23 protein-coding genes are annotated in these 22,649 nt (G+C 61.2%); 8 read left to right on the top strand and 15 right to left on the bottom strand.

The features are described from left to right. The first annotated feature begins 84 nt into the window (after positions 1-84). The 3 genes from C7S18_RS01635 to C7S18_RS01625 all read left to right on the top strand — a co-directional run bounded on the left by C7S18_RS01635 (position 85) and on the right by C7S18_RS01625 (position 1,709). A complete protein-coding gene (locus C7S18_RS01635) occupies positions 85-543 on the top strand; it encodes a YiiD C-terminal domain-containing protein (protein WP_106893881.1) in 459 nt (152 codons plus the stop codon). A gap of 2 nt (positions 544-545) precedes the next feature. Beyond that, positions 546-965: a hypothetical protein gene (locus C7S18_RS01630; RefSeq protein WP_106889900.1), complete on the top strand. Its 420-nt coding sequence runs from the start codon at positions 546-548 to the stop codon at positions 963-965. A gap of 75 nt (positions 966-1,040) precedes the next feature. Beyond that, complete coding sequence (locus tag C7S18_RS01625; protein WP_106889899.1) at positions 1,041-1,709, top strand: alpha/beta fold hydrolase; 669 nt, start codon at positions 1,041-1,043, stop codon at positions 1,707-1,709. 427 nt (positions 1,710-2,136) lie between these two features. On the opposite strand, the gene C7S18_RS01620 is transcribed toward C7S18_RS01625, so the two are convergent. The 10 genes from C7S18_RS01620 to purE form a co-directional block, all read right to left on the bottom strand. Continuing rightward, positions 2,137-2,502 (bottom strand): response regulator, encoded by a 366-nt coding sequence (locus C7S18_RS01620; RefSeq protein ID WP_106889898.1) that lies wholly within the window; start codon positions 2,500-2,502, stop codon positions 2,137-2,139. Between the two features lie 42 nt (positions 2,503-2,544). Beyond that, positions 2,545-3,540, bottom strand: coding sequence for an acrylyl-CoA reductase family protein (locus C7S18_RS01615; RefSeq protein WP_106889897.1), 996 nt, complete (start codon positions 3,538-3,540; stop codon positions 2,545-2,547). A 13-nt stretch (positions 3,541-3,553) separates the two neighbouring features. Further along, complete coding sequence (ptsP, locus tag C7S18_RS01610; protein WP_106889896.1) at positions 3,554-5,278, bottom strand: phosphoenolpyruvate--protein phosphotransferase; 1,725 nt, start codon at positions 5,276-5,278, stop codon at positions 3,554-3,556. A gap of 3 nt (positions 5,279-5,281) precedes the next feature. Next, a complete protein-coding gene (locus tag C7S18_RS01605; protein WP_106893880.1) occupies positions 5,282-5,551 on the bottom strand; it encodes an HPr family phosphocarrier protein in 270 nt (89 codons plus the stop codon). After that, positions 5,544-5,936 (bottom strand): PTS sugar transporter subunit IIA, encoded by a 393-nt coding sequence (locus C7S18_RS01600; protein ID WP_106889895.1) that lies wholly within the window; start codon positions 5,934-5,936, stop codon positions 5,544-5,546. The genes C7S18_RS01605 and C7S18_RS01600 overlap by 8 nt, the downstream gene beginning before the upstream one ends. Further along, a complete protein-coding gene (gene rapZ / locus C7S18_RS01595) occupies positions 5,933-6,856 on the bottom strand; it encodes an RNase adapter RapZ (RefSeq protein ID WP_106889894.1) in 924 nt (307 codons plus the stop codon). Before rapZ ends, C7S18_RS01600 begins: the two co-directional genes overlap by 4 nt. Beyond that, positions 6,850-7,803 (bottom strand): HPr(Ser) kinase/phosphatase, encoded by a 954-nt coding sequence (gene hprK / locus C7S18_RS01590; protein ID WP_106889893.1) that lies wholly within the window; start codon positions 7,801-7,803, stop codon positions 6,850-6,852. The genes rapZ and hprK overlap by 7 nt, the downstream gene beginning before the upstream one ends. Continuing rightward, complete coding sequence (locus C7S18_RS01585; RefSeq protein WP_106889892.1) at positions 7,800-8,255, bottom strand: PTS sugar transporter subunit IIA; 456 nt, start codon at positions 8,253-8,255, stop codon at positions 7,800-7,802. Before C7S18_RS01585 ends, hprK begins: the two co-directional genes overlap by 4 nt. A 162-nt stretch (positions 8,256-8,417) precedes the next feature. After that, positions 8,418-9,551, bottom strand: coding sequence for a 5-(carboxyamino)imidazole ribonucleotide synthase (locus C7S18_RS01580; RefSeq protein WP_106889891.1), 1,134 nt, complete (start codon positions 9,549-9,551; stop codon positions 8,418-8,420). Then, complete coding sequence (gene purE / locus C7S18_RS01575) at positions 9,548-10,054, bottom strand: 5-(carboxyamino)imidazole ribonucleotide mutase (protein ID WP_106889890.1); 507 nt, start codon at positions 10,052-10,054, stop codon at positions 9,548-9,550. The genes C7S18_RS01580 and purE overlap by 4 nt, the downstream gene beginning before the upstream one ends. Positions 10,055-10,120: 66 nt before the next feature. Here purE and C7S18_RS01570 point away from each other — a divergent pair, with 66 nt between their 5' ends. From C7S18_RS01570 to C7S18_RS01560, 3 genes are read left to right on the top strand one after another with little or no spacing between them, the layout of a single operon-like run. Then, positions 10,121-10,393, top strand: coding sequence for a Trm112 family protein (locus C7S18_RS01570; protein WP_240623962.1), 273 nt, complete (start codon positions 10,121-10,123; stop codon positions 10,391-10,393). Beyond that, positions 10,390-11,247 carry a carboxylating nicotinate-nucleotide diphosphorylase gene (gene nadC, locus C7S18_RS01565; protein ID WP_106889889.1) on the top strand — a complete coding sequence of 286 codons (858 nt, stop codon included), beginning with the start codon at positions 10,390-10,392 and terminating at the stop codon, positions 11,245-11,247. Before C7S18_RS01570 ends, nadC begins: the two co-directional genes overlap by 4 nt. Before the next feature lie 12 nt (positions 11,248-11,259). After that, positions 11,260-11,733 (top strand): hypothetical protein, encoded by a 474-nt coding sequence (locus C7S18_RS01560; RefSeq protein WP_106889888.1) that lies wholly within the window; start codon positions 11,260-11,262, stop codon positions 11,731-11,733. Positions 11,734-11,853: 120 nt separating this feature from the next. Here C7S18_RS01560 and C7S18_RS01555 read toward each other — a convergent pair whose 3' ends face one another. The 4 genes from C7S18_RS01555 to C7S18_RS01540 form a co-directional block, all read right to left on the bottom strand. Beyond that, a complete protein-coding gene (locus tag C7S18_RS01555; protein WP_240623961.1) occupies positions 11,854-13,233 on the bottom strand; it encodes an ATP-binding protein in 1,380 nt (459 codons plus the stop codon). 18 nt (positions 13,234-13,251) lie between these two features. Beyond that, on the bottom strand, positions 13,252-13,932 hold the full coding sequence (locus tag C7S18_RS01550; RefSeq protein WP_106889886.1) for a response regulator transcription factor: 681 nt from the start codon (positions 13,930-13,932) through the stop codon (positions 13,252-13,254). Then, the gene (locus C7S18_RS01545; protein WP_106889885.1) at positions 13,932-14,450 is read right to left on the bottom strand and encodes a PepSY domain-containing protein; all 519 of its coding nucleotides are present in this window, start codon (positions 14,448-14,450) and stop codon (positions 13,932-13,934) included. Before C7S18_RS01545 ends, C7S18_RS01550 begins: the two co-directional genes overlap by 1 nt. Before the next feature lie 150 nt (positions 14,451-14,600). Continuing rightward, positions 14,601-15,095, bottom strand: coding sequence for an Lrp/AsnC family transcriptional regulator (locus C7S18_RS01540; RefSeq protein WP_240623960.1), 495 nt, complete (start codon positions 15,093-15,095; stop codon positions 14,601-14,603). 93 nt (positions 15,096-15,188) lie between these two features. On the opposite strand from C7S18_RS01540, the gene C7S18_RS01535 reads away from it, so the two are divergent. Continuing rightward, positions 15,189-16,391: a trans-sulfuration enzyme family protein gene (locus tag C7S18_RS01535; protein ID WP_240623959.1), complete on the top strand. Its 1,203-nt coding sequence runs from the start codon at positions 15,189-15,191 to the stop codon at positions 16,389-16,391. A 238-nt stretch (positions 16,392-16,629) separates the two neighbouring features. Here C7S18_RS01535 and tkt read toward each other — a convergent pair whose 3' ends face one another. Then, positions 16,630-18,633, bottom strand: a complete 2,004-nt coding sequence (gene tkt, locus C7S18_RS01530; RefSeq protein WP_106893877.1) for a transketolase — start codon at positions 18,631-18,633, stop codon at positions 16,630-16,632. Between the two features lie 125 nt (positions 18,634-18,758). On the opposite strand from tkt, the gene C7S18_RS01525 reads away from it, so the two are divergent. After that, positions 18,759-22,475 (top strand): hypothetical protein, encoded by a 3,717-nt coding sequence (locus C7S18_RS01525; protein WP_106889883.1) that lies wholly within the window; start codon positions 18,759-18,761, stop codon positions 22,473-22,475. Positions 22,476-22,649 lie beyond the last annotated feature (174 nt).

Below are 22,649 nucleotides of genomic sequence, written 5' to 3'. Positions count from 1 at the left end.
GCCCCCGTCAAGACTTGCAGGCCCGGAACCCGCCCGGCAGACTCCCAGGTTGGACCGACGCATTTGCTGCCAAACTGGAGTGGGATGGACGCCTGTTATCGCCTGGAACGCCTGATTCTCGAGACCATTCCATTGGCCCGAGCCATGGATCTGAAAGTCGTGGAATTCGATGAGGCCCGTCTCGCCCTGTCGGCGCCCCTTGCCGCGAACGTCAACGACAAGGGATGCGCTTTTGGTGGCAGCCTGATCAGTCTGATGACCCTGGCGTGCTGGGGGCTCATCATGCTCAAACTGCAGGAAGCCGGCTTGAAGGCGGACGTGTACGTGCAGGATTCCGAGATCAAATACCTCGCCCCAGTTTGGGATGAACTGATCGCTGAATCGCATCTCGACTCAAGCCAGAACTGGCCAGAATTCGTGGGACAATTGCAAGCGAAAGGCAAGGCTCGCGTCACCATGCATGCGGAAGTCACGGCCATCGAGGGTGGCGGTGTCGCCTGCCGTTTCACCGGTCAGTTCGTCGCCAAACGTCAAGGAACCTGAACATGTTGCGCATTCAACGACTGTTGCTGCTGTTGGCCCTGACGCTGATGCTTAGCGCCTGCCCGAACGCCAAGAGCGACCAGAAACTGCTCGACAAGACGCTCGAGAGTTTCTCCTCCCAGCTCCGCTGGGGCGAAGACTTCAATCAGACGCTGGGCTTTCTAGATCCCGCCGAGCGCGACAAGTTGCAGCCCAAGCCGCTCGAAATCGAACGCTGGAATCAGTACCGGGTCATCGGCGTCCACAGCCAGCCCGCGCTGATCGACGGGCAAGGCCTTGGTCGGCAGCGAATGAGCGTCGAATTGGTCAGCCGGCATACCCAGATCACGCGGACGATTCAGTTCGATACGCTGTGGCGCTTTGATTCGGAAACCGATCGTTGGTACCTGATTTCGCCGTTTCCGCTGCTGCGGAACGACTGAGTCGGGTTCCCGAATGCGTGCGGTGCCGCCAGTCAATGCAAATGCACTGACGCACACCGTGCACTGCGTCAAACGATGATCTGGCTGATTCCCGGCCTGGATGGCGATCCGAGTCTGCGGCGGGATTTCGCCCAGGCGATGCAGCCTGAAGTTGTACACGTGGCGCACTATGCCGTCGATCATCCAAACCGCTACGAATCCCTATTCGAGCACGTCAAGACAGAAGCCCCCAGCACCCCGCGCTTCACCATTGTCGGCGAGTCGTTTGGCGGTCCATTGTCGATCTGGCTTGCCGAAGCATTCGCCGAGCGGGTGGATCGATTGATCCTTTGCGCAACGTTTGCGCGAGCATTCTTTCGACCGGTCAACGGCCTGCGACACTTGCTGCCCTGGTCCAGCCTGCCATGGCTGTCGACGTTGCCAATCACCAAAGTGCTGAGTCGGGAGCTGATCGACCCCGGATTCCTGGCAGCTATCGGACAGGTGCCCGTGCCGCGCTTGCGCGAACGATTGGATGCCGCCGCAACGGTCGACGTGCGCGACCGCCTTGCCGGCCTGAAGATGCCAATTTCTTACATTCAGGCCAGACCGGATCTGCTGGTTCCGGCGAGCTGCTTGGCGGAGATTCAGGCCGTCCGGCCCGATGTCACGGTTCATCGCTTGCCAGGCACCCACTTTCTGCTGCAACAGCAGCCGGAGGCCGTAGCAGCGCTGATCAGGCGCTTGGTGCACACACGAAACTGATCGCAAATTACTTCCGACCGCCCGCAAGTTCGCTAGCGAGCGTGTCGTCTCCTGCTCTGACGCGACTGGGAGTGGGTACGTAGGAGTTGTGATCGCACCAGACGTGGGGCCTTTGCGCAACAACCGGTCGGTGCCGATACGCGATGCTCTTAGCTCGCACGATCGCAAGTAGCCCTCTCCCCAGCGCTCTCCCACTCACGTAGGAGAGGGAGCCGGCGCCCTGCCCCCGAACGCGGGGTGGGGGTCACTTGCGATCGGCATGCTCATCACGTGCAGGTAAGCGCGTTCGCAAGAACTAGTGGATGATCGTGTGGTTTATGAGCGTCCAGCTTGTGCCATTAAGGCATCGTCAGACACGCTCGGCGGTGCAAACACGAAGGCCCCGCGCAAGCGAGGCCTTCGTACGATGTCCGTGCCGTACGCGCGCTTAGCGCGGCATCAGCTCGTTGATCGTTTTAATCAATTCGTGTTCATTGATTGGCTTGACGACATAAGCCTTGGCGCCCTGGCGCATGCCCCACACTTTGTCGGTTTCCTGGTCTTTGGTAGTGACCAATACGACCGGAATGTGCGACGTCTTCGGGTCTTTGGAAATCTGGCGCGTGGCCTGGAAACCGTTCAAATTCGGCATGACCACGTCCATCAAGATGAGGTCAGGCAGCTCGCGCTTGGCGACTTCGATGCCCTGCAGGCCATCTTCGGCAGTTACGACGTCGTGGCCCAGTTTTTGCACGACACGGCGCAGCCCTTCGATTTGTGAAGGCGAGTCGTCAACGATCAGAATGCGTCCCATAGCGTTTCCCTGTTGCATGGTTGGGTGCGTCTTGCCCCAGATTCAGAACTGTACCAGTGTCCGTCCGAGCGAGCCGCCTTGGAGCATCCTAGCAAAAACTCCGGGCAAATCGTCCAGTCCGACCGTCTGTGTACAGATTTTATCCAAATGGGCCGGTTTCCAGATGGTCGCCAGGCGATCCCAGAGCTGCCGGCGGATGCCGTAGGCGGTGCCAGCCGAGGCCACCCCGAGCAGGGACACCCCGCGAATAATGAAGGGCATGACCGTGGTGTGCAGCTCGTCGCCGCCCGCAAGGCCGCAGATGGCCACATTGCCGTAGGGCTTGATGACGCGGGTCAGGCCAGACAGCATGTCGCCGCCGACGCTGTCGATCGCGCCGGCCCAAACCGCGTTTTCGAGCGGGCGCTGGCCCCAGTACAAATCCTTGCGCGCGATGCACTGCTTGGCACCGAGCCCGATCAAGGTGTCGAACTGGTCGACTTTGCCGGTGATCGCATGCGCCTCATACCCGGCGACGGTCAGCAGATCGACCGCCAGCATGCCGACGCCGCCGGTCGCGCCAGTAACGACAATCGGCCCCATTTCCGGGGTTTGCCCGGCCGACTCCATCCGGAGCAGCGACAGCGCTGCCGTAAAGCCGGCCGTGCCCAGAATCATGGCTTCCCGGAGGCTCAGCCCAGCAGGCAACGGAATGACCGAGCGCGCTTCCAGTCGGGCGAATTCGCCATAGCCGCCATCGTGCGTCTCGGAGAGCCCCGAGCCGGTGACAAGCACCGCATCGCCCTCTTTGAAACCAGGATCAGCACTGGCGACGACATGGCCCGCCACATCGATCCCGCCATTCAACGGAAACTTGCGGAGGATCTTGCCAGTGCCGGTGCCGGCCAGGGCATCCTTGTAATTGACACTCGAGAATGCCGTTTTGATGACCACCTCACCAGCGGTCAGTTGGTTCACGCCGAGCGATTCGATACCGGCGCGGTGGCTCTTACCTTCCTGATGAATTCGGAAGGCGCGAAAGGATTCTTGGCTGGACATGGATGGATCCGGGTCAGGACAGAAGTTTCAGGGCGGACTGCAATTCCTCGCGATCGCCTGCGTGCAGCACGCGCGCGAGACGGCCTCGGAGCTGCTTGCGACTGAGCTTGGCGGCAGCGTCGCGAACGTCATTGATGGCGTTCAAGTGCATGGAAAAGTCGCTGATGCCGAGTGCGATCAGCAACGGGGTATAGCGCGGATCGCCAGCGATCTCACCGCAGACACTCAGCGGTCGCTTCGCCTGGCGGGCACTGTCTGCCACCAGATACAGAAGCCGCACAAATGCCGGATGCATGGGATCGTAGGCCAATGAAACCTGCGAGTTGTTGCGATCGGCCGCCAACACATACTGCGCGAGGTCATTGCTGCCGATCGCGAAAAACTCGGCATAACGTGCCAGCTCGTTCGAAATCAGTGCGGCTGCTGGCACTTCAATCATGACGCCGAGTGGGATCTGCTCGGCCAAAGGCACGCGGGCGCGACGCAAGTCCGCCATCGTTTCTTCGATCAATGCACGGGCTTCGCGGACTTCCTCGATGGCCGAAATCATCGGCAGCAGGATGCGAATCGGGCCGAATCCCGAGGCTCGCAAGATCGCCCGCAGCTGCGCGATAAACAAATGTTTGCGTTGCAGCGACAGTCGAATACCGCGAAGCCCGAGCGCTGGATTCTCTTCACGGGCCACTTCCAGCGGACCGCCAAACGCCTTGTCGGCACCGAGATCCAGCGTCCGGAACGTCACCGGCTTGCCAGCCATCGCGATGACGGCGTCACGATAGACCTTGAACTGCTCCTCCTCACTCGGCAATTCGCGCTGGCGCAGAAACAGGAACTCCGTGCGGAAGAGCCCGACGCCCGCGGCCCCATTGCGCCGGGCTCGAGCAATCGTTTCGGTGTCTTCGGCGTTCACAAACAGGCTGAGCAGGTGCCCGTCACGCGTGCGTGCTTCCTGCACGCGCTGTTTGGCGCGGCGGCGCTCTTCTTTTTCCGCTTCGCGCTGATGCGCGCGAAAACGTGACAGATCGATCGCGTCCGGATTGATCAGAACCAGAGCATGCTCCGAATCGAGCAGGACCAGATCGCCGTCATGGACGACATTGAGCGCCGCTCGGGCGCCGCACACCATGACGATGCCAAAGCTTCGCGCCAGAATGGCCGTATGCGAATACGGGCTGCTGGCGGTCGCCACCACGCCTTTCAGCCCTTGCTCGACCAAGGCTGCCAGGTCGGCTGGTGCAATGGTTTCGCAGATCAGAATCTCATCGACCGCCTTGGGCTTGCGCTCCGGCTCGGCACCGCCACGCTGCAAGGCGGCAAACACGCGCGAGACCACGTGATCGAGATCGTCGCGGCGCGCCCGCAGGTACGGGTCTTCAATCGCCTCGAATGCCGCCGCGAGCATATCGCGCTGCCGGCGCAATGCCGACGTCGCGCGGAGCGTTTCGCGCCGGATCAGTTGCACGACGCCGTCGGTGAACTCAGGGTCATCCAGAATCAACGCATGCGCGTCGATGATTTCGGCCATATCTCGTGCCAACGCGCCCGAGAGCTTGTCGGTCAATGCGGCCAGTTCGGCTCGGGCAACTTTCAGCGCTTCCTCGAATCGTTTGACCTCGTTCGGAATGCCGCCATGCGCAAGCGGCTCCTCCTCGACGTCGAAACTTGCCGAATAAATGACGCGCGCATGCCCGAGTGCCATGCCTTTGGCAGCAAATTGACCCTCGAGCTCATTGCGCATCGCCTATTCCCCCTCGTCGAACTTGCGTTCGAACAAGTCGACCGCGGCAGCGAGCGCCGCGTCGGCATCCTCGCCATCGGTGCGCAGCTTGATTGGTGTGCCTTTGGGTGCCGCGAGCAGCATCAGACCCATAATGCTCTTCGCATTGACCTCGCGACCACGGGCACTGATGAACACCGCCGCTTTGTAGCGCGAGGCGAGCTGCACCAGCTTTGCCGACGCGCGTGCATGCAGACCGAGTTTGTTCGAAATCGTCAGTTCGCGCTCAGCCATGATCCACCACCACACCGTTGCGGGCCCCTGCGGTGGCCGTGCTGATCAATTCGTCCAGACTCTGTTCCGGGTAATTCATGATTCGTAGCAACATCGGGAGATTGAGACCGGATATCCGGCGGATGCGGCAACCCAGGTTCGCAAGCTTCGCGGCAATATTGCTCGGCGTCGCACCGTACAAGTCGGTCAGCACGAGCACGCCGGCACCTTGTTCCAGATCGCGGACGGCCGCACTGGCACGCGCCAGCGCCTGATCGACCGGCTCACCGAAACCGACTTCCACTGCCGCCGTTTTCAGCGGCAACGGACCGAGCACCCCACGCGCCGCGGACAGAATGCCCGGGCCCACATGAGGATGCGTCACCACCAACACCCCGACACTCATTCCAGCTCCCGATGAAAGGTCATCACATGCTCACGCTGCGCACGAAAGGCTTCGGCCAACTGCTCGGCGATATAGACCGATCGGTGTCGGCCGCCCGTACAACCAATGCAAACCGTGATGTAGTTGCGTTGGTCCGCCTCAAATCGTGGCAACCACGTTGCGAGAAAACTGCGCACCTGCTCGAAGTAATTCTGCACTTCCGGCAAATCACCAAAATACTTCCGGATCGCGGCATCACGGCCAGACAGCGGTCGCAGCGTCGGGTCCCAGTGCGGATTCGGCAGACAACGCGCGTCGAACACAAAATCGGCGTCGCTCGGCACGCCTTTCTTGTAGGCGAATGATTCGAACAGCAGCGAGGTTTGCGAACTGCTGCCACCGAACTCGGTCGCAATCAGGCGGCGCAATTGGTGCACATTCAAATCGGACGAGTCGATCACCTGATCGGCGATCGCCGATAGCGGACGCAGCAACTTGCGCTCCAGGGCAATCGCGTCGTTCAATGCGATGCCGTCGGCCGTGAGTGGATGCCGCCGTCGCGTGTCGGAGAACCGCTTCAGCAAGATCTCGTCGCGGGTATCGAGAAAAATCAGCTGATACGCAATGCCTTTGTGCGCCATCGTGGCGAGCATTTCGGGCAGACGGTTGAGATCTTCGGCGCGATTGCGCACGTCGACACCGACCGCAATCTTCGGATAGCGCCCCGGCTGGCCATTGCGCACCGCATCGACCAGCGCCGGCATCAATGCCGTCGGCAAATTGTCGACGCAGTAATAATCCAGATCCTCCAGCGTCCGCAGTGCGACCGTCTTGCCGCTGCCAGACAGGCCACTCAGCACGATCAAGCGCTCGCCCGAACCGGCGGTCGAACCATTGCGACCCAAGGGCGGCGGCGTAAAGCGAAGCGTCTGGTCTACCATGGCGTTTGTCTGCGCATTTGGTGTGCTTGGCGATCAATGAACGTTTGCGCGGGATCAATGCCTTTGCTGCGCAAAATGAAACTGCGCGTTGCCGCTTCGACCAGTACCGCGAGGTTGCGACCGGGCGCGACCGGAATCACGATTCGGGGCACTTCCACATCCATCACGGTTTGCGTGCTCGTGACGCCGGTGATGCGCGCCATCCCGTCGTTGGCGTGCACGTCCTCCATGCGCCCGAGATGCACGATCAGGCGCAGATACTTGTTCTTCTTGACCGACGTTTCACCAAACATCTGGCGCACATTCAAGATGCCAAGGCCACGCACTTCCAGCAAATCCTGCAGCATTTCGGGGCAAGTGCCGTCGATCACATCGGGCGCGATCAGCGTGAACTCAGGCGCATCGTCAGCCACCAGGCGGTGGCCGCGGGTGATCAGTTCCAAAGCGAGTTCGCTCTTGCCAGAACCCGCATCGCCCGTGATCAGCACGCCGATGGAATACACCTCCATGAACACGCCGTGCATGGAGACATTGTTGGCGAGTGCGCGACTCAGGTGGTACTGCACGAACGTGAGGATCTCGTGTCCGCGTTTGCCCGACACCCAGACCGGGGTATTCGATTCTTCGGCCGCTTCGCGCAAATCACTCGGCACCGCCTGATCGCGCGTCACAATGATCGCAGTCGGCGCCTTGCGGATGATCTTCGCGATGGTTTCCCACCGCTGGCGGGAATCCAGTTCATCGAGGTATTTGACCTCGTCGATGCCGACGATCTGGACCTTGTTCGGGTAAATGATATTCAAGTACCCCACGAGCGAGGGCCGCCGGGCCAGGTTCTCGCCCGCCTCCAGCACGCGGCTATCGCCTTTGTGCCCGCCCACCCAGCGCAACTTGAGGCGCTCATGGATCTGGTCGAACAGCTCGCGGGCAGTGATCTGTCGATTCACGCGGAAGGCTCCAGCAAGGTCGCCTGAATCGTGGCGGCACTTTTGGCCCGACGCAAGCGGTCCAGCGCATCGGACTCGGACAGGAGTTCAGCGATCTCGGCCAGCAATTCCAAATGTTCCGTATTGGCGTGCACGGGCACAATCAGCCCGAAGAACAAATCGACGGGCTCACCGTCCGGCGATGCAAAGCCAATGGGGTTCTGGGTTCGCACGAACGCCGCCCGAATCTCCGCCACCCCAGCAACCCGAGCGTGCGGGACCGCGACGCCGTTACCGAGCGCCGTCGAGCCGGTGTGTTCACGATCCAGCAAGGCCTGATGAAATGACCCGGTTTCCGCCGGATTGACCGCCATCAACCGACCCAGCTCAGCCAGAATCGCCTCGGCATTGCCTGCCTTCGAGTTCAAATTGATCCGCGCTTCGGTCAACGCGCGCCGCAAACGGCCTGCCATCCTAGAGTCCTGTCCCGCAATTAGCTTGTAATAGATTTGGAAGAATTTCGAGCGAAGGCAAGGCGGGATTAGGAGACGTCGTGGTTACTACGGCGACGACGCCCAACGCAGCATGGGCTCGATCGGCGAGAAATTTATTCGCGTTATTTGCGGGACAGGACACTAGGACCTCAACGCTTGCAGCACCGGCGCGATCTGGGTCTCGCGGTCCAGTGCCTGACCGAGCGACGCCAATGCGTCGGCCAGTTGTGGCAGGTTGTCGGCAACGATGTTCGCATGCCCCACTTTCCGGCCGGCGCGTGGCGACTTGCCGTAATCGTGAAAATAGCCGCGCCGATAGGCGAGCACAGGTTCGCGCGCGGGGAGCGTACCGACCCAGTTCAACATGACCGTCGGCGCCAGCAATTCAGTGCTGCCGAGCGGCAGCCCGACGACGGCTCGCAGATGATTCGCAAACTGACTGGTGAGCGCGCCTTCTTGAGTCCAGTGCCCGGAGTTGTGGACCCGCGGTGCCATTTCGTTGACCAGGAACTGATCGTCACCGATGTCAAACAACTCCAGCGCAAACACGCCGACATAGTTGAGTTGATCGGCGAGCTTCTGGGCGGCAGCGAACGCGCGCGCGGCCAGACGCTCGGCATGGGGCGCCGGCGCGAGTGAGGCCGACAGAATGCCGTCCGCGTGCCAGTTCTGGGTCAGCGGGTACGCGCTGAACGCACCAAGCCGAGAGCGCACCGCAACGACCGACACTTCGCGACGGAAATGCACAAATGCTTCGAGAATCAGCGGCACCCGTCCCAATTCGGCAAACGCCGGTTCGATGTCCGCTTCGGACTTCAGGCGATACTGGCCTTTGCCGTCGTAGCCCAGCCGGCGCGTCTTCAACACACAAGGAAAGCCAATCTCAGCACATGCGTGGCGCAGATCGGCCAGTGAGTCGACCGCCGCAAACGCGGGCGTCCCCAAGCCGAGCTCCCGGAACAACGTCTTTTCGTGCAATCGATCTTGGGCGATCGCCAGCGCTTTGGGGTTCGGGAACACCGGCAGGCGTTCGGCCAGGAACTGCGCCGATTCGGCTGGCACGTTCTCAAAATCGAACGTCACCACATCGACCTGTTCGGCAAAACGCGCAAGCGCCTCGCGATCGGTGTAATCGGCCACGATCAGCGGTGCAAACTGGGCCGCGCAGGCCTCAGGACTGACATCCAGCACGCGGAAGTGCAGCCCGAGCGGCGCCCCGGCCAGGGCCATCATGCGGGCGAGTTGGCCGCCACCTAGAATGCCGACGCGGGTCATGTCTGGCTCGGATCCGGTCGGCTCAGCACCTGCTCGGTCTGCAAGCGACGGAACTCATCGACCGCCGCGGCAAATCTGGACTCGTTGGTGCCGAGAATCGAGGCCGCCAGAATCGCCGCATTGATCGCACCACTGGAGCCAATCGCCAGCGTACCGACCGGAATGCCGGCGGGCATCTGCACGATCGACAGCAGCGAATCCAGCCCGTTCAGGGCTTTTGATTGCACGGGTACACCAAGCACCGGCAGCGACGTCTTGGCCGCCACCATACCCGGCAGGTGCGCAGCGCCACCTGCCCCAGCAATGATGACCTTGATGCCCCGGGCACGAGCGCCTTCGGCATATTGGAACAACAGGTCTGGCGTGCGGTGCGCGGACACCACGCGCTGCTCATAGGGCACGCCTAAGCGATCCAGCGTTTCACAGGCGTGCTTCATGGTGTCCCAGTCGGACCGGGAGCCCATGATCACGCCGACCACAGGCATCTTGCTGCTTGCACTCATTGCTTAGCCATGAATTTGACGGGCGGGGCCGCTATCTTAGCGGCTTCGACCTTTGGAGTTCGCCCCATGGCCCTGGATGCCCGATTTGTCAGCACGTTGATCTGCCCGGTGAAGAAATTGCCGCTGCGCACGGCCACCAAGTCACAACTGGCGTTTCTGAACCGGGAAATTGCGCAAGGCACGGCGCTCATGGTCAATGGTCATCAGCTTACCGAGCCGGTTTCCGATGCGTTAATCCGGGAGGATGGCGATGTGTTGTACCGGATCAGCGATGGCATTCCGGTGCTGTTGCCTGAAGAGGGCATCGGCACCTTGCAGTTCACGGATTTCCCGAAGTGAACGGCGTGGTTGGCCCGGACGCGACCCAGGTCGCGGCGGATGTCGCCCGGGCTTTGGCCGAGGATTTGGGTGACGGCGACCTGACCGCGGCATTGCTGCCGGCCGACGAATGGGGCCGGGCGCAGGTTCTGACGCGCGAACCCGCAGTCATGTGCGGCCAGGCGTGGGCAGCGGCTTGCTTTGCGACGATCGATCCCCGGGTCAAGTGCGAATGGCTCGCCGAGGAAGGGGCCAACCTGGCTGCCAATGACGTGTTCCTGCGCCTGACGGGCCCGGTCCGAGCATTGGTCAGTGGCGAACGCGCGGCACTCAATTTCTTGCAGACGCTGATGGCGACGGCCACCGTCTCACGGCAGTTTGCGAACGCCGTCAGCGGCACCCGGACGCGGATTCTCGATACCCGAAAAACGCTGCCCGGGCTTCGGCATGCACAAAAATATGCGGTTCGTGTGGGTGGTGCCAGCAATCACCGAATCGGCTTGTTTGACGCCGTGCTGATCAAGGAAAACCACATCGCTGCGGCCGGCTCGATCGCGGCGGCCATCGCCAAAGCCCGGGCCATTGCCGGCACGCGAATGGTGGAGATCGAAGTGGAATCGCTGGCCGAGTTGCAGCTCGCTCTGGCCGCGAAACCGGACCGCATCATGCTCGATGAATTCAGCGCAGACGACTTGCAGGCCGCCGTTGCGCTGGCGCAAGGCCAGGTCGAGCTGGAAGTTTCCGGCAGCATGAGCCTGGAGCGACTCGCGGCAGTCGCAGCGCTTGGGGTCGATTTCATTTCGGTAGGTGCTTTGACCAAACACGTCCGCGCTATCGACCTGTCAATGCGGCTCTTGGGCCGGATCGATGGCTGACCGGAGTCATTGATGAGTAACCCGTTTCAAGCGCCCCAATCAAGGCTGGCGGAAGCGCCGGAAATCGACCTCGGCCCGAAAGTCTTCTACTTGCCTTGGCAAGTGTTGCTCGTTGGCGTCCTTGCAGGCCCGATTGCGCTGATCTACATGCTCCGCAGCAACGAGGTCATGTTAGGGCGCTTGGCCCGATCCAAATGGATCTTGCTCGGCGGCATCGCACTTTGCGTGCTGGCGGTGCCGCTGGTGCGCTCACTCAACAGCTTTGCCGGCACGACGAGTGTTTACGCCGGCCTGACATTGATTGCCGTGCTCTGGTCGTACGCGCGCCAGATGCCAGCCATCCGCGCCAGCAGCCATCCGGAGCTCGGTACGTTGAGCCACGCCTGGCCAACGTTGATCATTACGATCCTCGCATCAATCGGCTTCAGTGCAATGCTGGCTGTGGTGGTGTTCTCGGCGATCGGGATCTTCTTCCCTGGCTTCTAACACGTTGCTGGACAACCCCAATTCTGGGCCCGCGCAATTCGAGCGTCCGGTGCGCGCCGCGTTTCCCGCTCGCCGACGCAATCACCAGCGCGATCGGCTCGCAATTGTGGTTCCCCAGGGTCACATCACCGGCGGGAAGCGGATCGTGAACCGCGCGCCACCCAGTTCATCCGATTGGTCCACGCTCAATTCGCCACGGTAACTCTTGACGATATCGGTGACGATCGAGAGCCCGATGCCATGCCCCTGCACCCGTTCGTCGCCACGCACACCACGCTTCAGGAGCAACTCGCGTTTTTCGTCAGGAATGCCTGGCCCATTGTCTTCGACCTGGATCGTCAGCCCAATACGACGGAATCCTTGCGGCTTTTGCTGCGTAATGGTCAACAGCACGCGATCTTTGGCCCACTTGAACGCATTCTCCAGCAGGTTGCCCAAGAGCTCCATCAGATCGCCCTGCTCACCATAGAAGCGGGCACCGGATTCGATTTCGAACTCGCAGATCACACCGCGGCTGGCATAGACTTTTTCGAGGCTGCTGACGATCGATTCGGCATGGCTTTCGATCGGCAACGGTGCCGAGTAGGTGCTATGCCCCGATGCCGCCGCACGCGCCAACTGATAGGCGACGATCTCGTCCATGCGCCGGACTTGTTCGGCCAACGTGGCGCGGTGCTCTTGGTCAATACCGCTCGGCTCATCAAGCGCTGTGCGCATGACTGCCAAAGGCGTTTTCAGTGAGTGCGCCAGATCGCCCAGGGTGTTGCGATAGCGCGTGCGCTGTTCCCGCTCATTGCTGATCACATCGTTGATGGAACGGGTCAGCGGCCGAAGCTCACGCGGATAGCGGTCGGGCAGAGATTCCTGCTCGCCACGCTCGACGCGCTCGAGGTCGTTCGATACCTGCCGCAGTGGACGCAGGCTCCACAGCAGCATCAAGAACTGCACCGAAAACAACACGACCGCAGCGGTGCCTAGGTACGTCAGCAACGTGTTCCGATACACGTTGATCTGGCGTTTGAACTGCGACTCGTGCTCGGCAACGTGAAACGTCAGGCGCACCTCTTTGCCGTCCTGCAACTCCCACGCGACGCCGCGCGAGAACACATACACACCGCCCACGTTGCTCTGGATTGGCCCCTCGAATCGTGTTCGACCCGGATCCAACTGCATCGAAAACGGCAGTTCGCGCCCGAGCGCAGACGGCGAACGCCAGCTGACCTGGTCGCCGGTCACCCCCGCATACAGACCCGACTGCGGCCGCTCGAATCGATCGTCCGGCGGCACTTCCGGCAGGATCAGTTCGCCCCCGACGGTCAAGTCGGAACCAGACAGATAACTCAGCACATAGCTTTCGAGTCGATCGCGCATGGCCTGGGCCAGGCTCTTGCGATAGGCCTGCTCCAGCGCATAGCCGGTCGCGCCCAGAAAGACGGCCAGTGCAATACTGGCCGTCCAGAGCAATCGCGTTTGGAGGGATAACGGTCGCCGGGCCGCCACGGTCCGGATGGCTCCGCGTCAGGTGTTGCGCGGAATCGCGAAGCGATAGCCGCGACCGCGAACGGTTTCGATCGGCTTCAGCGTGTTGTCCGGATCGAGTTTGCGGCGCAGGCGCCCCACAAACACTTCGAGCACATTCGAATCGCGATCGAAATCCTGCTGGTAGATGTGCTCGGTCAAATCGGCCTTGGACACGAGTTCGCCCGCATGCAGCATCAGGTACTCCAGCACTTTGTATTCGTAGGTGGTCAGCTCCACCGCCGTACCGGCCACACTGATCGATTGCGCGGTCGTGTCGAGCACGATCGGCCCGCACTCCAACTGCGGCTTGCTCCAGCCCATCGAGCGACGCATCAGCGCGTTCAGGCGGGCCATCAGCTCTTCCACATGAAACGGCTTGACCAAATAGTCGTCCGCACCGGTCTTCAGGCCTTCGACCTTGTCTTGCCAGCTGCCACGCGCGGTCAGAATCAGGATCGGATACTTGCGATCGGCGGCACGCAGCTTCTTGATCAGGTCCATGCCGGTCATTTTCGGCAGGCCGAGATCAATCACCGCCACGTCAAACGGCATTTCCTTACCCAGGTACAAGCCCTCTTCGCCGTCGCCGGCCGTGTCTACCGCATAACCTTCGCGCTTGAGACGTGCTGCCAGGGTTTCCCGCAGGGGGGCTTCATCTTCAACCAGCAGTACGCGCATCAGCGTCGCTCCTCGTTTTTTGGGGTGGATTCACTGGGTTCGGACAATTGCACGGTTTTGACGCGGCCTTCGGGCGTCAACACTTTGACGCGAAACACTTCCTGGCCACGGTGCTGCATCCGGTCGGCCGACAAGATCTTGCCGCCATGTTCGGCGCGCACCTGCTCGATGGCACGGTTCAGATCTGAATCGGCACGATCGGCGCCAATGGTCGCGCCGCTTCGGCGTTCACCCGCGCTGCCATAGCTTTGTTCGCGCGGATCGCGACGTTCAAAAATGGGCTGGCGATCGCGGAACTCGGTCTCGGTTTGACCGGGACGGAGCCGGGTGCCAAACCGCTCGTTGCGCTCGCTGGGCAACATCGGGGCGTCGTTCCGTGGCAAGCGCATTGCTGGCGGCGGCGGTGGCGTCGTACGCATCGGCCCCATCTTGGCCTGATCATTGCCCGGCTCAGCCTGCGCCCAGGCCGCCGACATGGGCAGCAAGAGGAGCATCGATAGCGGCAGGCGGATCAACATGGGCTGGAGTCTAACGCGGGCACCGTCATGGCAATAGCCCGAAGCATGGGCCCGATTCGTTGAACCTGACCTTAAGCAAGGGGACACGATTCGGAATCGTTCCGGCCCCTTTTGGCCGTTTACGTAAGCGCTTGTTCTGGAACGGTTCATTCAACGCTCATCAGCCAATCTGATCGCGTGCGGCGGCGTGGTTGGCAAATCGGTGTTGCGCCGGAATTCGAAGATCAGATTCGTCTCGACGTGCGCCACTTCCGGCCGGGTGGTAAAGGACTCCAAGACCAGGCGCCGAAGCGCCGCACTATCCGCCACGCCGACATGAACGAGAAAGTCGTTAGCGCCGGCCACGTGAAAAAAGCCCAGGACTTCAGGCAGCTGCAACAAGTGGTCATGGAACGCGGTGACCTGGGTCTTGGCATGGACCACCAGACGAATGCTGATCATGGCCTGCAGATTGCAGCCAATCGCATCGGGCTCCAACTCGGCATGAAAGCCCTTGATGACCCCGGCTTCGCGCATGCGGCGGACGCGTTCCAAGCACGTTGACGCGGCAACACCGACGCGCTCGGCCAGATCTTTGTTCGGCATCCGAGCATTCTTCCGTAGCAGGCGGAGGAGTTCGTAGTCGATTCGGTCGAGCGCCAGCATTGGGGCCTCATACGAAATATTGTTCGGTCAATGATATCTGATTCGCTGATCATTCTATCGTTTGACGCTGTTTCCGAATGAATGGAGGTTGTCATGCGCTATGCCCCGAGCACGCAATGCGTACACGCCGGCCGCGAGGATTTTGCTGATCTGGGCGTGCATGCCCCACCCGTTGACCTATCCACCACCTACCCCGTCCACGATCTGGACGCCGGCACCGCGAGCTTTGACGCGCTGGTCGGGGGTGCCGCCCACGCCGGCAACCCGATCTATGCCCGCCTGCACAACCCGACGGTCGCGCGAGTCGAACAGGCCATCGCGCGTTTGGAGCAGGCCGAAGCTTGCGTGGCGTTCAGTTCGGGCATGGCGGGTCTCAGTGCGCTGTTGTTGGCGGTCCGCCAGCACGGCGGACATATGCTCGCCGTGCGGCCCATGTATGGGACGGCGGATCACCTCCTGAGCTCGGGGCTGCTCGGGATCGAATGCGAATTCGTGACGGTGGATCAGATCGCCAGCCGGATCCGTCCAGATACCGCACTCGTTTTGGTTGAGACGCCGGCCAACCCGACGCTCGCACTCATCGACATCGAAGCCGTCGTCGCTGCCGCCGGTTCGGTTCCGGTGGCGGTGGATTCGACCTTTGCCACGCCGATCCTGCAGCAACCGCTGGCCCTCGGGGCCCGCTATGTGCTGCACAGTGCCACCAAATTCCTCGGCGGCCACGGTGACGTCATTGCGGGCGTGATCGCCTGCGCCGAAGCGGATGCCAAGGCCTTGCGTCAGATTCGGGCGGCAACGGGCGCGCTGCTCCACCCTTGGGCGGCCTACTTGCTGCATCGCGGCCTGCCGACGCTGGCCCTGCGGGTGGAGCGTGCAGAGGCGAATGCGGAAACACTCGTCCAACGCCTGCTGCAGCATCCAGCCGTAGCCGCTGTGCACTACCCTGGCTTGAACGATCCCCGCGACGCCGCTTTGTGCAAGCGCCAGATGCGCGGACGTGGTTGTCTGATCGCACTCGAACTGCTTGGCGGCCAAGCTGGTGCGGCAGCGGTCATGCGGGCCGTGCAACTGATCACGCCTGCCGTGAGTCTTGGTTCAGTCGATACCTTGATCCAACACCCCGCTGGACTCACCCATCGCGTGCTCGATGCCGAGACACGGGAACGCACTGGCATCACGCCGGGCATGCTGCGACTGTCCGTTGGCATTGAGGCAGTAGACGATCTGTGGGCCGATTTGGCGCAGGCGCTGAATGCCGCGATTGCGACCGAACTGCCGCTCAAGGCAGCGGCTTGATCGCGCTGCCACCATGTGCGGGAAAATTGTTGGAGCGGCTTCAGCCGCGAATCAATCTGGCCTCAGCCATACCTGCCGCAGGATCGATTCGGGTCTGAAGGCCCTCGCACAATCAGCATGCGGTCACGCCGCGAATTCTGTTCGAGATCGGGATTTTTGTAGGAGCGGCTTCAGCCGCGAATCAACCTTGCCGCAAGTTTGATTCGGGCCGAAAGGCCCTCCCACCAAGAGCATCCGGTCACGCCGCAAACTGCGCCTTGCTGGCCGCGATAATTGCGTCAACCGTAAAGCCGAACTCTTTGTAGAGCCGATCAGCCGGCGCCGATGCGCCAAAGCGATCAATCCCGATCACAGCGCCATCCAAGCCCACATACTTCCGCCAGAAATCGCTGACACCGGCCTCCACCGCCACGCGCTTGCGGCATGCATTCGGCAGGACCTGTTCGCGCCAGGCGGCATCCTGTTGATCAAAGATCTGCGTGCACGGCATCGACACGACGCGGACTGCGACGCCCTCTTCGGCCAGCTTTTTCGCCGCATCGACCGTCATGCCGAGCTCCGAACCCGTCGCAATCAAGATCAAATCCGGATTGCCATTGGCTGCATCGATCAGCACATAGCCGCCGCGCGCAATGTCAGCCACCTGCTGCTCAGAACGCGCCTGATGCGCGAGATTCTGGCGCGAAAAAATCAGGCAGCTCGGACCATTGCGGCGCTCAATCGCCTGCTTCCACGCCATGGCGGATTCCACGGCATCGGCAGGGCGCCATACCGGGTTGTTCGGGATATAACGGAGACTCGCCAGATGCTCGACCGGTTGATGCGTCGGGCCATCTTCGCCGAGGCCGATCGAGTCATGCGTGTAAACATGCACGACTGGCGCCGGAATCAACGCACTCATGCGCACGGCATTGCGCGCGTAGTCGCTGAACACGAGGAACGTGGCGTCGTACGGTACAAAGCCGCCATGCAGCGCGAGACCATTGCAGATCGCGCTCATGCCGAATTCACGCACGCCAAAATACACGTAGTTGCCATCAGCCTCGCCACGGTTGACGTCCTTCGAGCCTTTCCACAGGGTCAGGTTCGAATGCGCCAGATCAGCGCTACCGCCAATCAACTCGGGCAGCAGCGGACCAAACGCCTCAAGCGCCATTTGTGAGGCTTTGCGCGAGGCGACCACCGGGCCGTCCTGCTGAAGCTTGAGTGCGTAAGCCATGGCCTTGGCAGCAAACTCAGCCGGGAGTTCGCCCTTCATCCGGCGCAGGAATTCAGCAGCCAGCTCCGGGTGGGCATTCTGATAACGCTGGAACAACGAATTCCATTCCGACTCGAAGCGCGCGCCTTTCTCGTGACCATTCCATGCAGCATAGATGTCATCCGGTACCACGAACGCATCATGCGGCCAATTCAGCGCAATACGGGCGCCAACAATCTCGTCCTTGCCAAGCGGCGCACCGTGCGACGATTCCTTGCCAGACTTGGTCGGCGCACCGAAACCAATCGTGGTTTTGCAGCAAATCAGCGTGGGCTTGTTCGGATCGATCGCGGCCGACACCAGCGCCGCTTTGATTGCTTCCGCATTGTGGCCGTCTACGCCGCTGATGACTTCCCAGCCATAAGACTCGAAGCGCTTTTGCGTGTCGTCGTTAAACCAGCCACCCACTTGGCCATCGATCGAGATGTTGTTGTCGTCGTACAGCGCGACCAGCTTGCCGAGCTTGAACGTGCCGGCGAGCGAGCAGACCTCGTGCGAAATGCCTTCCATCAGGCAGCCGTCGCCAAGGAACACGTACGTCATGTGATCAACAACCGGAAAACCATCGCGATTGAAGCGGTTCGCGAGCACTTTTTCGGCCAGCGCCATGCCGACTGCGTTCGCCAAGCCTTGGCCGAGCGGGCCGGTCGTCGTTTCGATCGCCGGATGTTCCGAGCGCTCCGGATGCCCAGCCGTTTTCGAATGCCATTGCCGGAAGCGCTTCAGCTCATCGAGCGGGAAGTCATAGCCGGTCAGATGCAACAACGAATAGAGCAGCATCGAGCCATGACCGTTCGACAGCACAAACCGGTCGCGATTGACCCAGCCTGGATTACCCGGATGGTGCTTCAGAAAATCGTTCCAGAGCACTTCGGCCATGTCGGCCATGCCCATTGGCATGCCTGGGTGACCAGACTTGGCGGCTTCGACGGCGTCCATTGACAGGGCACGTATGGCGTTCGCCAGTTCACGACGGGAAGGCATGGCTGCTCCGAGCTTGATCAGAATAGAGAAGCCGCTATTCTGACCGAACCAGGGCGGGCGCGCCAACTCATGGCGTAGCGCGGGACCAAACTTCCATGCCAATTTTGCATGAGGGAACTTAGATCATGAATAGCGTCACGCGCGCAGTTTTCGCGGCAGTATTGTTGGCAAGTTCTGGCTTGAGCCACAGTGGTGTCGTCAGCCATGTCAGCCTCGCCTACGACAGCGATGAATCAGGCACCGGCGACACCGTGCAGTTTGCAAGCGCCGCCAATGCCCCAGTCGTAACATTTGCTGCCAACAATAAGGAAATACTCAGCGCAGAGCAGCTGGCTGGCGCCCTACCTGGCGCTGTGCTCTATGACGGCGCCACGAACCAAATTCTGCCAATCCGTGTCGCCGATGGCGCTACGACCAATACAAACGTGACCGTCCTGGCATTGAGCGGCAACGGCCGCTGGTTGGCGATTCTGAGCCAGCGAACGCTGCATGCACGGATCAGCGGCGTGGGCTTCAACAATCCAGGCTTGTTCCTGCTTGATCGCAACTCGGGCGCGGTGGGATTGGTCAATCACCTGCCAGGCCAAGCTGATGTCGCCTCGCAGGGACTCGTTCTGAGTGCAAGCATCAGCCAGGATGGCGAGCGCGTATACTTTCGGTACAAGGGAACTGACTTGGTCAGCCCGTCAGTGCAAGCGACAGATGAGCTCGTGTATGGATTTGAACGTGCGTCAGGTGATATCCGACTCGCGTCTCCCTACCCAAGCGGCAGCAACGGCAGCACTGGCCTGAAGGCAGACGTCCGCTGGTTGTCGGCCGACGGCAACGACATGATTTTCGGCGGTAGTTTGGGCACTGGTCGCTTCCAGTTCGCCAGCAATACGACAGTAGCCCTGCCAGAATCGGCGCGATCCGATTCGCTGACCGTCGATCCGAGCGGCCTGTTCGGTTTGACCTGCGCAAAGTGGTCCGATGGACAAATACAGGGCCCGTTTCCGGTCTGGACGCGAACCAACCTGCAAACTGGCGAGAGTCTCGTGATCAATCCGCTCGCTGGCGGCAGCTTGACCGATAGCACCTGCTCTGAGCCTGCGTACATGAACCGCGGCGCCAGCGTGATCGCTTATTCCAGCGCCTCACGGACTCCGTCGCCAGCCATTTCGCCGTTTACGCTGATTGGGTATCGCTGGACACAAGCCACGCAGCAATCCGTGTCGATCTCTGATTCCGTCGTGTTCCAAGGACAGGCCACCGAGGGCAACTCGGAGGTGTTGGGTATCGACGCGAGCGGCAATCGAACGCTGTTTCGCTCAACGGGTTTTGATCTGATCCCTGATCAAGTGTTTGCGTTTGCGAATGCCGTCTATCTGCACGATCAAGCAGCAGGCAGTCGACGCCTACTGTCATCCAGCGCCGCCAACCCGAATCAGCCAGCTTCGGTCAGCGCGATTTATGCGCTGTCGGACGACTCATACATCATCATCGGTGACGGTGAAATGGATCCCACAAAGCGCGACTGGAACGAAGCGAATGATGTCTATCGGGTTGTGCTGGGGCAGCGTCCCGCATTGCTCACGACACGAGCGAGTCACCGCCCGCGCACGGGATTCATTGGCGTTTACACCGCCCTGCTCGCTGAGCACGGCCGTTGGCTCGCCATGGATACATTGAATCGGGCTTTTTCTGGAGTCGATGCTGATAGCAACCGGAACTACGACACGTTTCTGGTCGATACGTGGACCGGCAGCCGGCAATTGCTGAGCCGTTCAACCAGTAATTCGCAACAGGCGTCGAATGGCGGCAGCGAACTCAAGTTGATAAGCGCCGATGGCAATGTCGTGGTGTTTGACTCCAATGGCCGCGATTTGGACGCAGCGCCTGTGAACAATACCTTTCAGTTCCAGACATTTGCGTATCACCGCAATGACAATCGCCTGACCACGGTCAACCGTGGCGTTAATGGCGGCGATTTCGGCACGCGCGGGCAAAGCGTCGCCATCAGCAGCGACGGCACCAAAGTGGCCTACGTCGCGGGCTCAGCGGACAGCTTGATCAGCGGATACGTCGGGCCCAGTGCCGAGCAATTGCTCGTGCTATCCACCGCTGACCAGTCGGCAACGCTCGTTTCGCACGCTCCGGGCAATGATCTGACTGGCGCCGACGCCCCGGTGACGTTTGTGGCGGCAAGTCCATCGATGCGCTATGTCGTGTTTACCAGCAGCGCCCGGAATCTCGGCGTTGCTGAGCCCGGCAGCAGCCCGGTTCACTATCTCGCCGACCTGGTGGCGAATACGCTGACACCGCTCGATCCGGGACAGGCTTCCACGCCGCTGTCCGGGCAGCGCGTCAGACCGTACCGCACGGCCTTCTTCTCGAAGAACGAGCAGTTTCTATTTTTCGAGAGCCGCAACCCAGGGCTCGCAACGCCGATCGAGCCTGGCCTCACGACCTTGGATTGTTTCCGCATGGACTTGAGCAACAAGGCATGGACGCGGGTAACCGGTGGCGGGGTTACCGTCAATCTGGATCAGCGCTGCGTTGACGCCCGAGACGATGGTCAGCAAGTACTGCTGGAACGCGTTGAGGCGCCATCTGGCGGTGCTGGTATGCGGCAAATCTGGTGGCGCGATCTGATCACCGCGACGGAAAAGCGCCTCAGCACGAGCAATGTTCCCGGACGCAATCTCGCCAGCGGCGACAGTGAAGCGCTGGAATTGTCCAGCGACGGCACCAGCGCGTTGTTCGTGAGTGGTGCGAGCGATTTGGTCAGCGGCGCCAGCGCGTCAGGAGATCAGAGCCTGTACCGCGCCCTGACTGGCCCCAACACCCTTGAGTGGGTCAACCGCAAGGTGGGGGCGACCGATCGCCTTCTCAGTTTGCTGACTTGGATCACCGCCAAGGAAGACCTCAGCGAAGTGGCGTTTACCGACTACACCAATGTCCTGGTTGCGGGCTATGGGGATACCAACTTCCGACCTGATGCGTTCTTGTTTCGCAGCACCGAATCCCTGCTTAACCCGGGCATGAGCGGTCTGTGGACTGAACCCGGCAACGAAGGCCAAGGCTTTCAGCTTGTGCCCCTGCCCGCAACCGGACAGATGCTCGTGTCCTGGTACACGTATCGCACTGACACCCAAAGCGGAACGCGCACCGATCAACGCTGGATGCTGGGACTGGGCGAGGTTGTTGGCGATACCGTGCAGTTCAATCTGAGCGCCGCCGACGACGGCGTGTTCGATAGCAACCCAGCCGGCGCACAGTCGCTGCGCGGCACGTTGACCATACGCATGCAATCCTGTCTCGCCGCGGAAGCGCAGTATCAGCTCAATGCGGAGGGCGGCAATGTCTCGGGGACGATCCCATTGGCACGGATCAGCGCCGATACGGTCTGCCAGAATTTCCGTAGCGGGCAGTTGCCCGCGTTGAGCAACGACACGACTACGTCCAACCTGTGGCGCGTCGCCCACAACGGCGCCTGGCACAACCCGGCCAAACCGGGCCAGGGGCTGATTCTGGATGTATCACCGCAGACCAACCAACTGGTCGCCACGTGGTTTACGTTTGATCCGGGCAATATCCTGGGCAATGGTCGGCAAGCGCCGCTCTGGCTCGCCGCCGTTGGCACTTTGGATGGCAACAGCAGCCGCCTCAGCGTGTTCGAATCGAAAGGCGGGCGGCTGGATGCGCCGAATGCCACGGTACTGGCACCGGTTGGAACACTCGACCTGACCCCAACGTCCTGCAATACCCTGAGTGGTCAGTACCAATTGCAACTCGGTGGCGCGACCGTCAGCGGCAGCTTGCCACTGGAACGCATCACCCCGGCACCCGTGGATTGCTGACAAAATGTCCGTAAATACTCAGTCCAGGCCTGAGGCCGTCCGTCTTCGGCGATCCGTCCCACACTGAGCAGCCAAACTTCGGGGCGGACCGATCAAGTCTGTGCTGAACGTTCAAGTTCGCTATGAGTCCGGTACGCATCCGGACTCGTCGCTCAAGATTCGGGCACCGATGCG

It is taken from the genome of Ahniella affigens (assembly GCF_003015185.1).
Lineage (GTDB): Bacteria > Pseudomonadota > Gammaproteobacteria > Xanthomonadales > Ahniellaceae > Ahniella > Ahniella affigens.
The sequence above is the reverse complement of the archived record's forward strand: the minus strand, read 5'-3'. Positions and strand labels throughout refer to the sequence as shown.

Excerpts from the sequence above, each read along its gene's own strand:
- C7S18_RS01630 (WP_106889900.1), top strand. The coding sequence starts at position 546 with ATGTTGCGCATTCAACGACTGTTGCTGCTGTTGGCCCTGACGCTGATG.
- tkt (WP_106893877.1), bottom strand. The coding sequence starts at position 18,633 with ATGCCTTCCCGTCGTGAACTGGCGAACGCCATACGTGCCCTGTCAATG.
- C7S18_RS01570 (WP_240623962.1), top strand. The coding sequence starts at position 10,121 with ATGGCCCTGGATGCCCGATTTGTCAGCACGTTGATCTGCCCGGTGAAG.
- C7S18_RS01620 (WP_106889898.1), bottom strand. The coding sequence starts at position 2,502 with ATGGGACGCATTCTGATCGTTGACGACTCGCCTTCACAAATCGAAGGG.
- C7S18_RS01635 (WP_106893881.1), top strand. The coding sequence starts at position 85 with ATGGACGCCTGTTATCGCCTGGAACGCCTGATTCTCGAGACCATTCCA.
- C7S18_RS01615 (WP_106889897.1), bottom strand. The coding sequence starts at position 3,540 with ATGTCCAGCCAAGAATCCTTTCGCGCCTTCCGAATTCATCAGGAAGGT.
- rapZ (WP_106889894.1), bottom strand. The coding sequence starts at position 6,856 with ATGGTAGACCAGACGCTTCGCTTTACGCCGCCGCCCTTGGGTCGCAAT.
- C7S18_RS01580 (WP_106889891.1), bottom strand. The coding sequence starts at position 9,551 with ATGACCCGCGTCGGCATTCTAGGTGGCGGCCAACTCGCCCGCATGATG.
- C7S18_RS01550 (WP_106889886.1), bottom strand. The coding sequence starts at position 13,932 with ATGCGCGTACTGCTGGTTGAAGATGAAGCCCCCCTGCGGGAAACCCTG.
- purE (WP_106889890.1), bottom strand. The coding sequence starts at position 10,054 with ATGAGTGCAAGCAGCAAGATGCCTGTGGTCGGCGTGATCATGGGCTCC.
- C7S18_RS01605 (WP_106893880.1), bottom strand. The coding sequence starts at position 5,551 with ATGGCTGAGCGCGAACTGACGATTTCGAACAAACTCGGTCTGCATGCA.
- C7S18_RS01525 (WP_106889883.1), top strand. The coding sequence starts at position 18,759 with ATGAATAGCGTCACGCGCGCAGTTTTCGCGGCAGTATTGTTGGCAAGT.
- ptsP (WP_106889896.1), bottom strand. The coding sequence starts at position 5,278 with ATGCGCAATGAGCTCGAGGGTCAATTTGCTGCCAAAGGCATGGCACTC.
- C7S18_RS01600 (WP_106889895.1), bottom strand. The coding sequence starts at position 5,936 with ATGAGTGTCGGGGTGTTGGTGGTGACGCATCCTCATGTGGGCCCGGGC.
- C7S18_RS01540 (WP_240623960.1), bottom strand. The coding sequence starts at position 15,095 with ATGCTGGCGCTCGACCGAATCGACTACGAACTCCTCCGCCTGCTACGG.
- C7S18_RS01625 (WP_106889899.1), top strand. The coding sequence starts at position 1,041 with ATGATCTGGCTGATTCCCGGCCTGGATGGCGATCCGAGTCTGCGGCGG.
- C7S18_RS01560 (WP_106889888.1), top strand. The coding sequence starts at position 11,260 with ATGAGTAACCCGTTTCAAGCGCCCCAATCAAGGCTGGCGGAAGCGCCG.
- C7S18_RS01535 (WP_240623959.1), top strand. The coding sequence starts at position 15,189 with ATGCGCTATGCCCCGAGCACGCAATGCGTACACGCCGGCCGCGAGGAT.
- C7S18_RS01545 (WP_106889885.1), bottom strand. The coding sequence starts at position 14,450 with ATGTTGATCCGCCTGCCGCTATCGATGCTCCTCTTGCTGCCCATGTCG.
- C7S18_RS01585 (WP_106889892.1), bottom strand. The coding sequence starts at position 8,255 with ATGGCAGGCCGTTTGCGGCGCGCGTTGACCGAAGCGCGGATCAATTTG.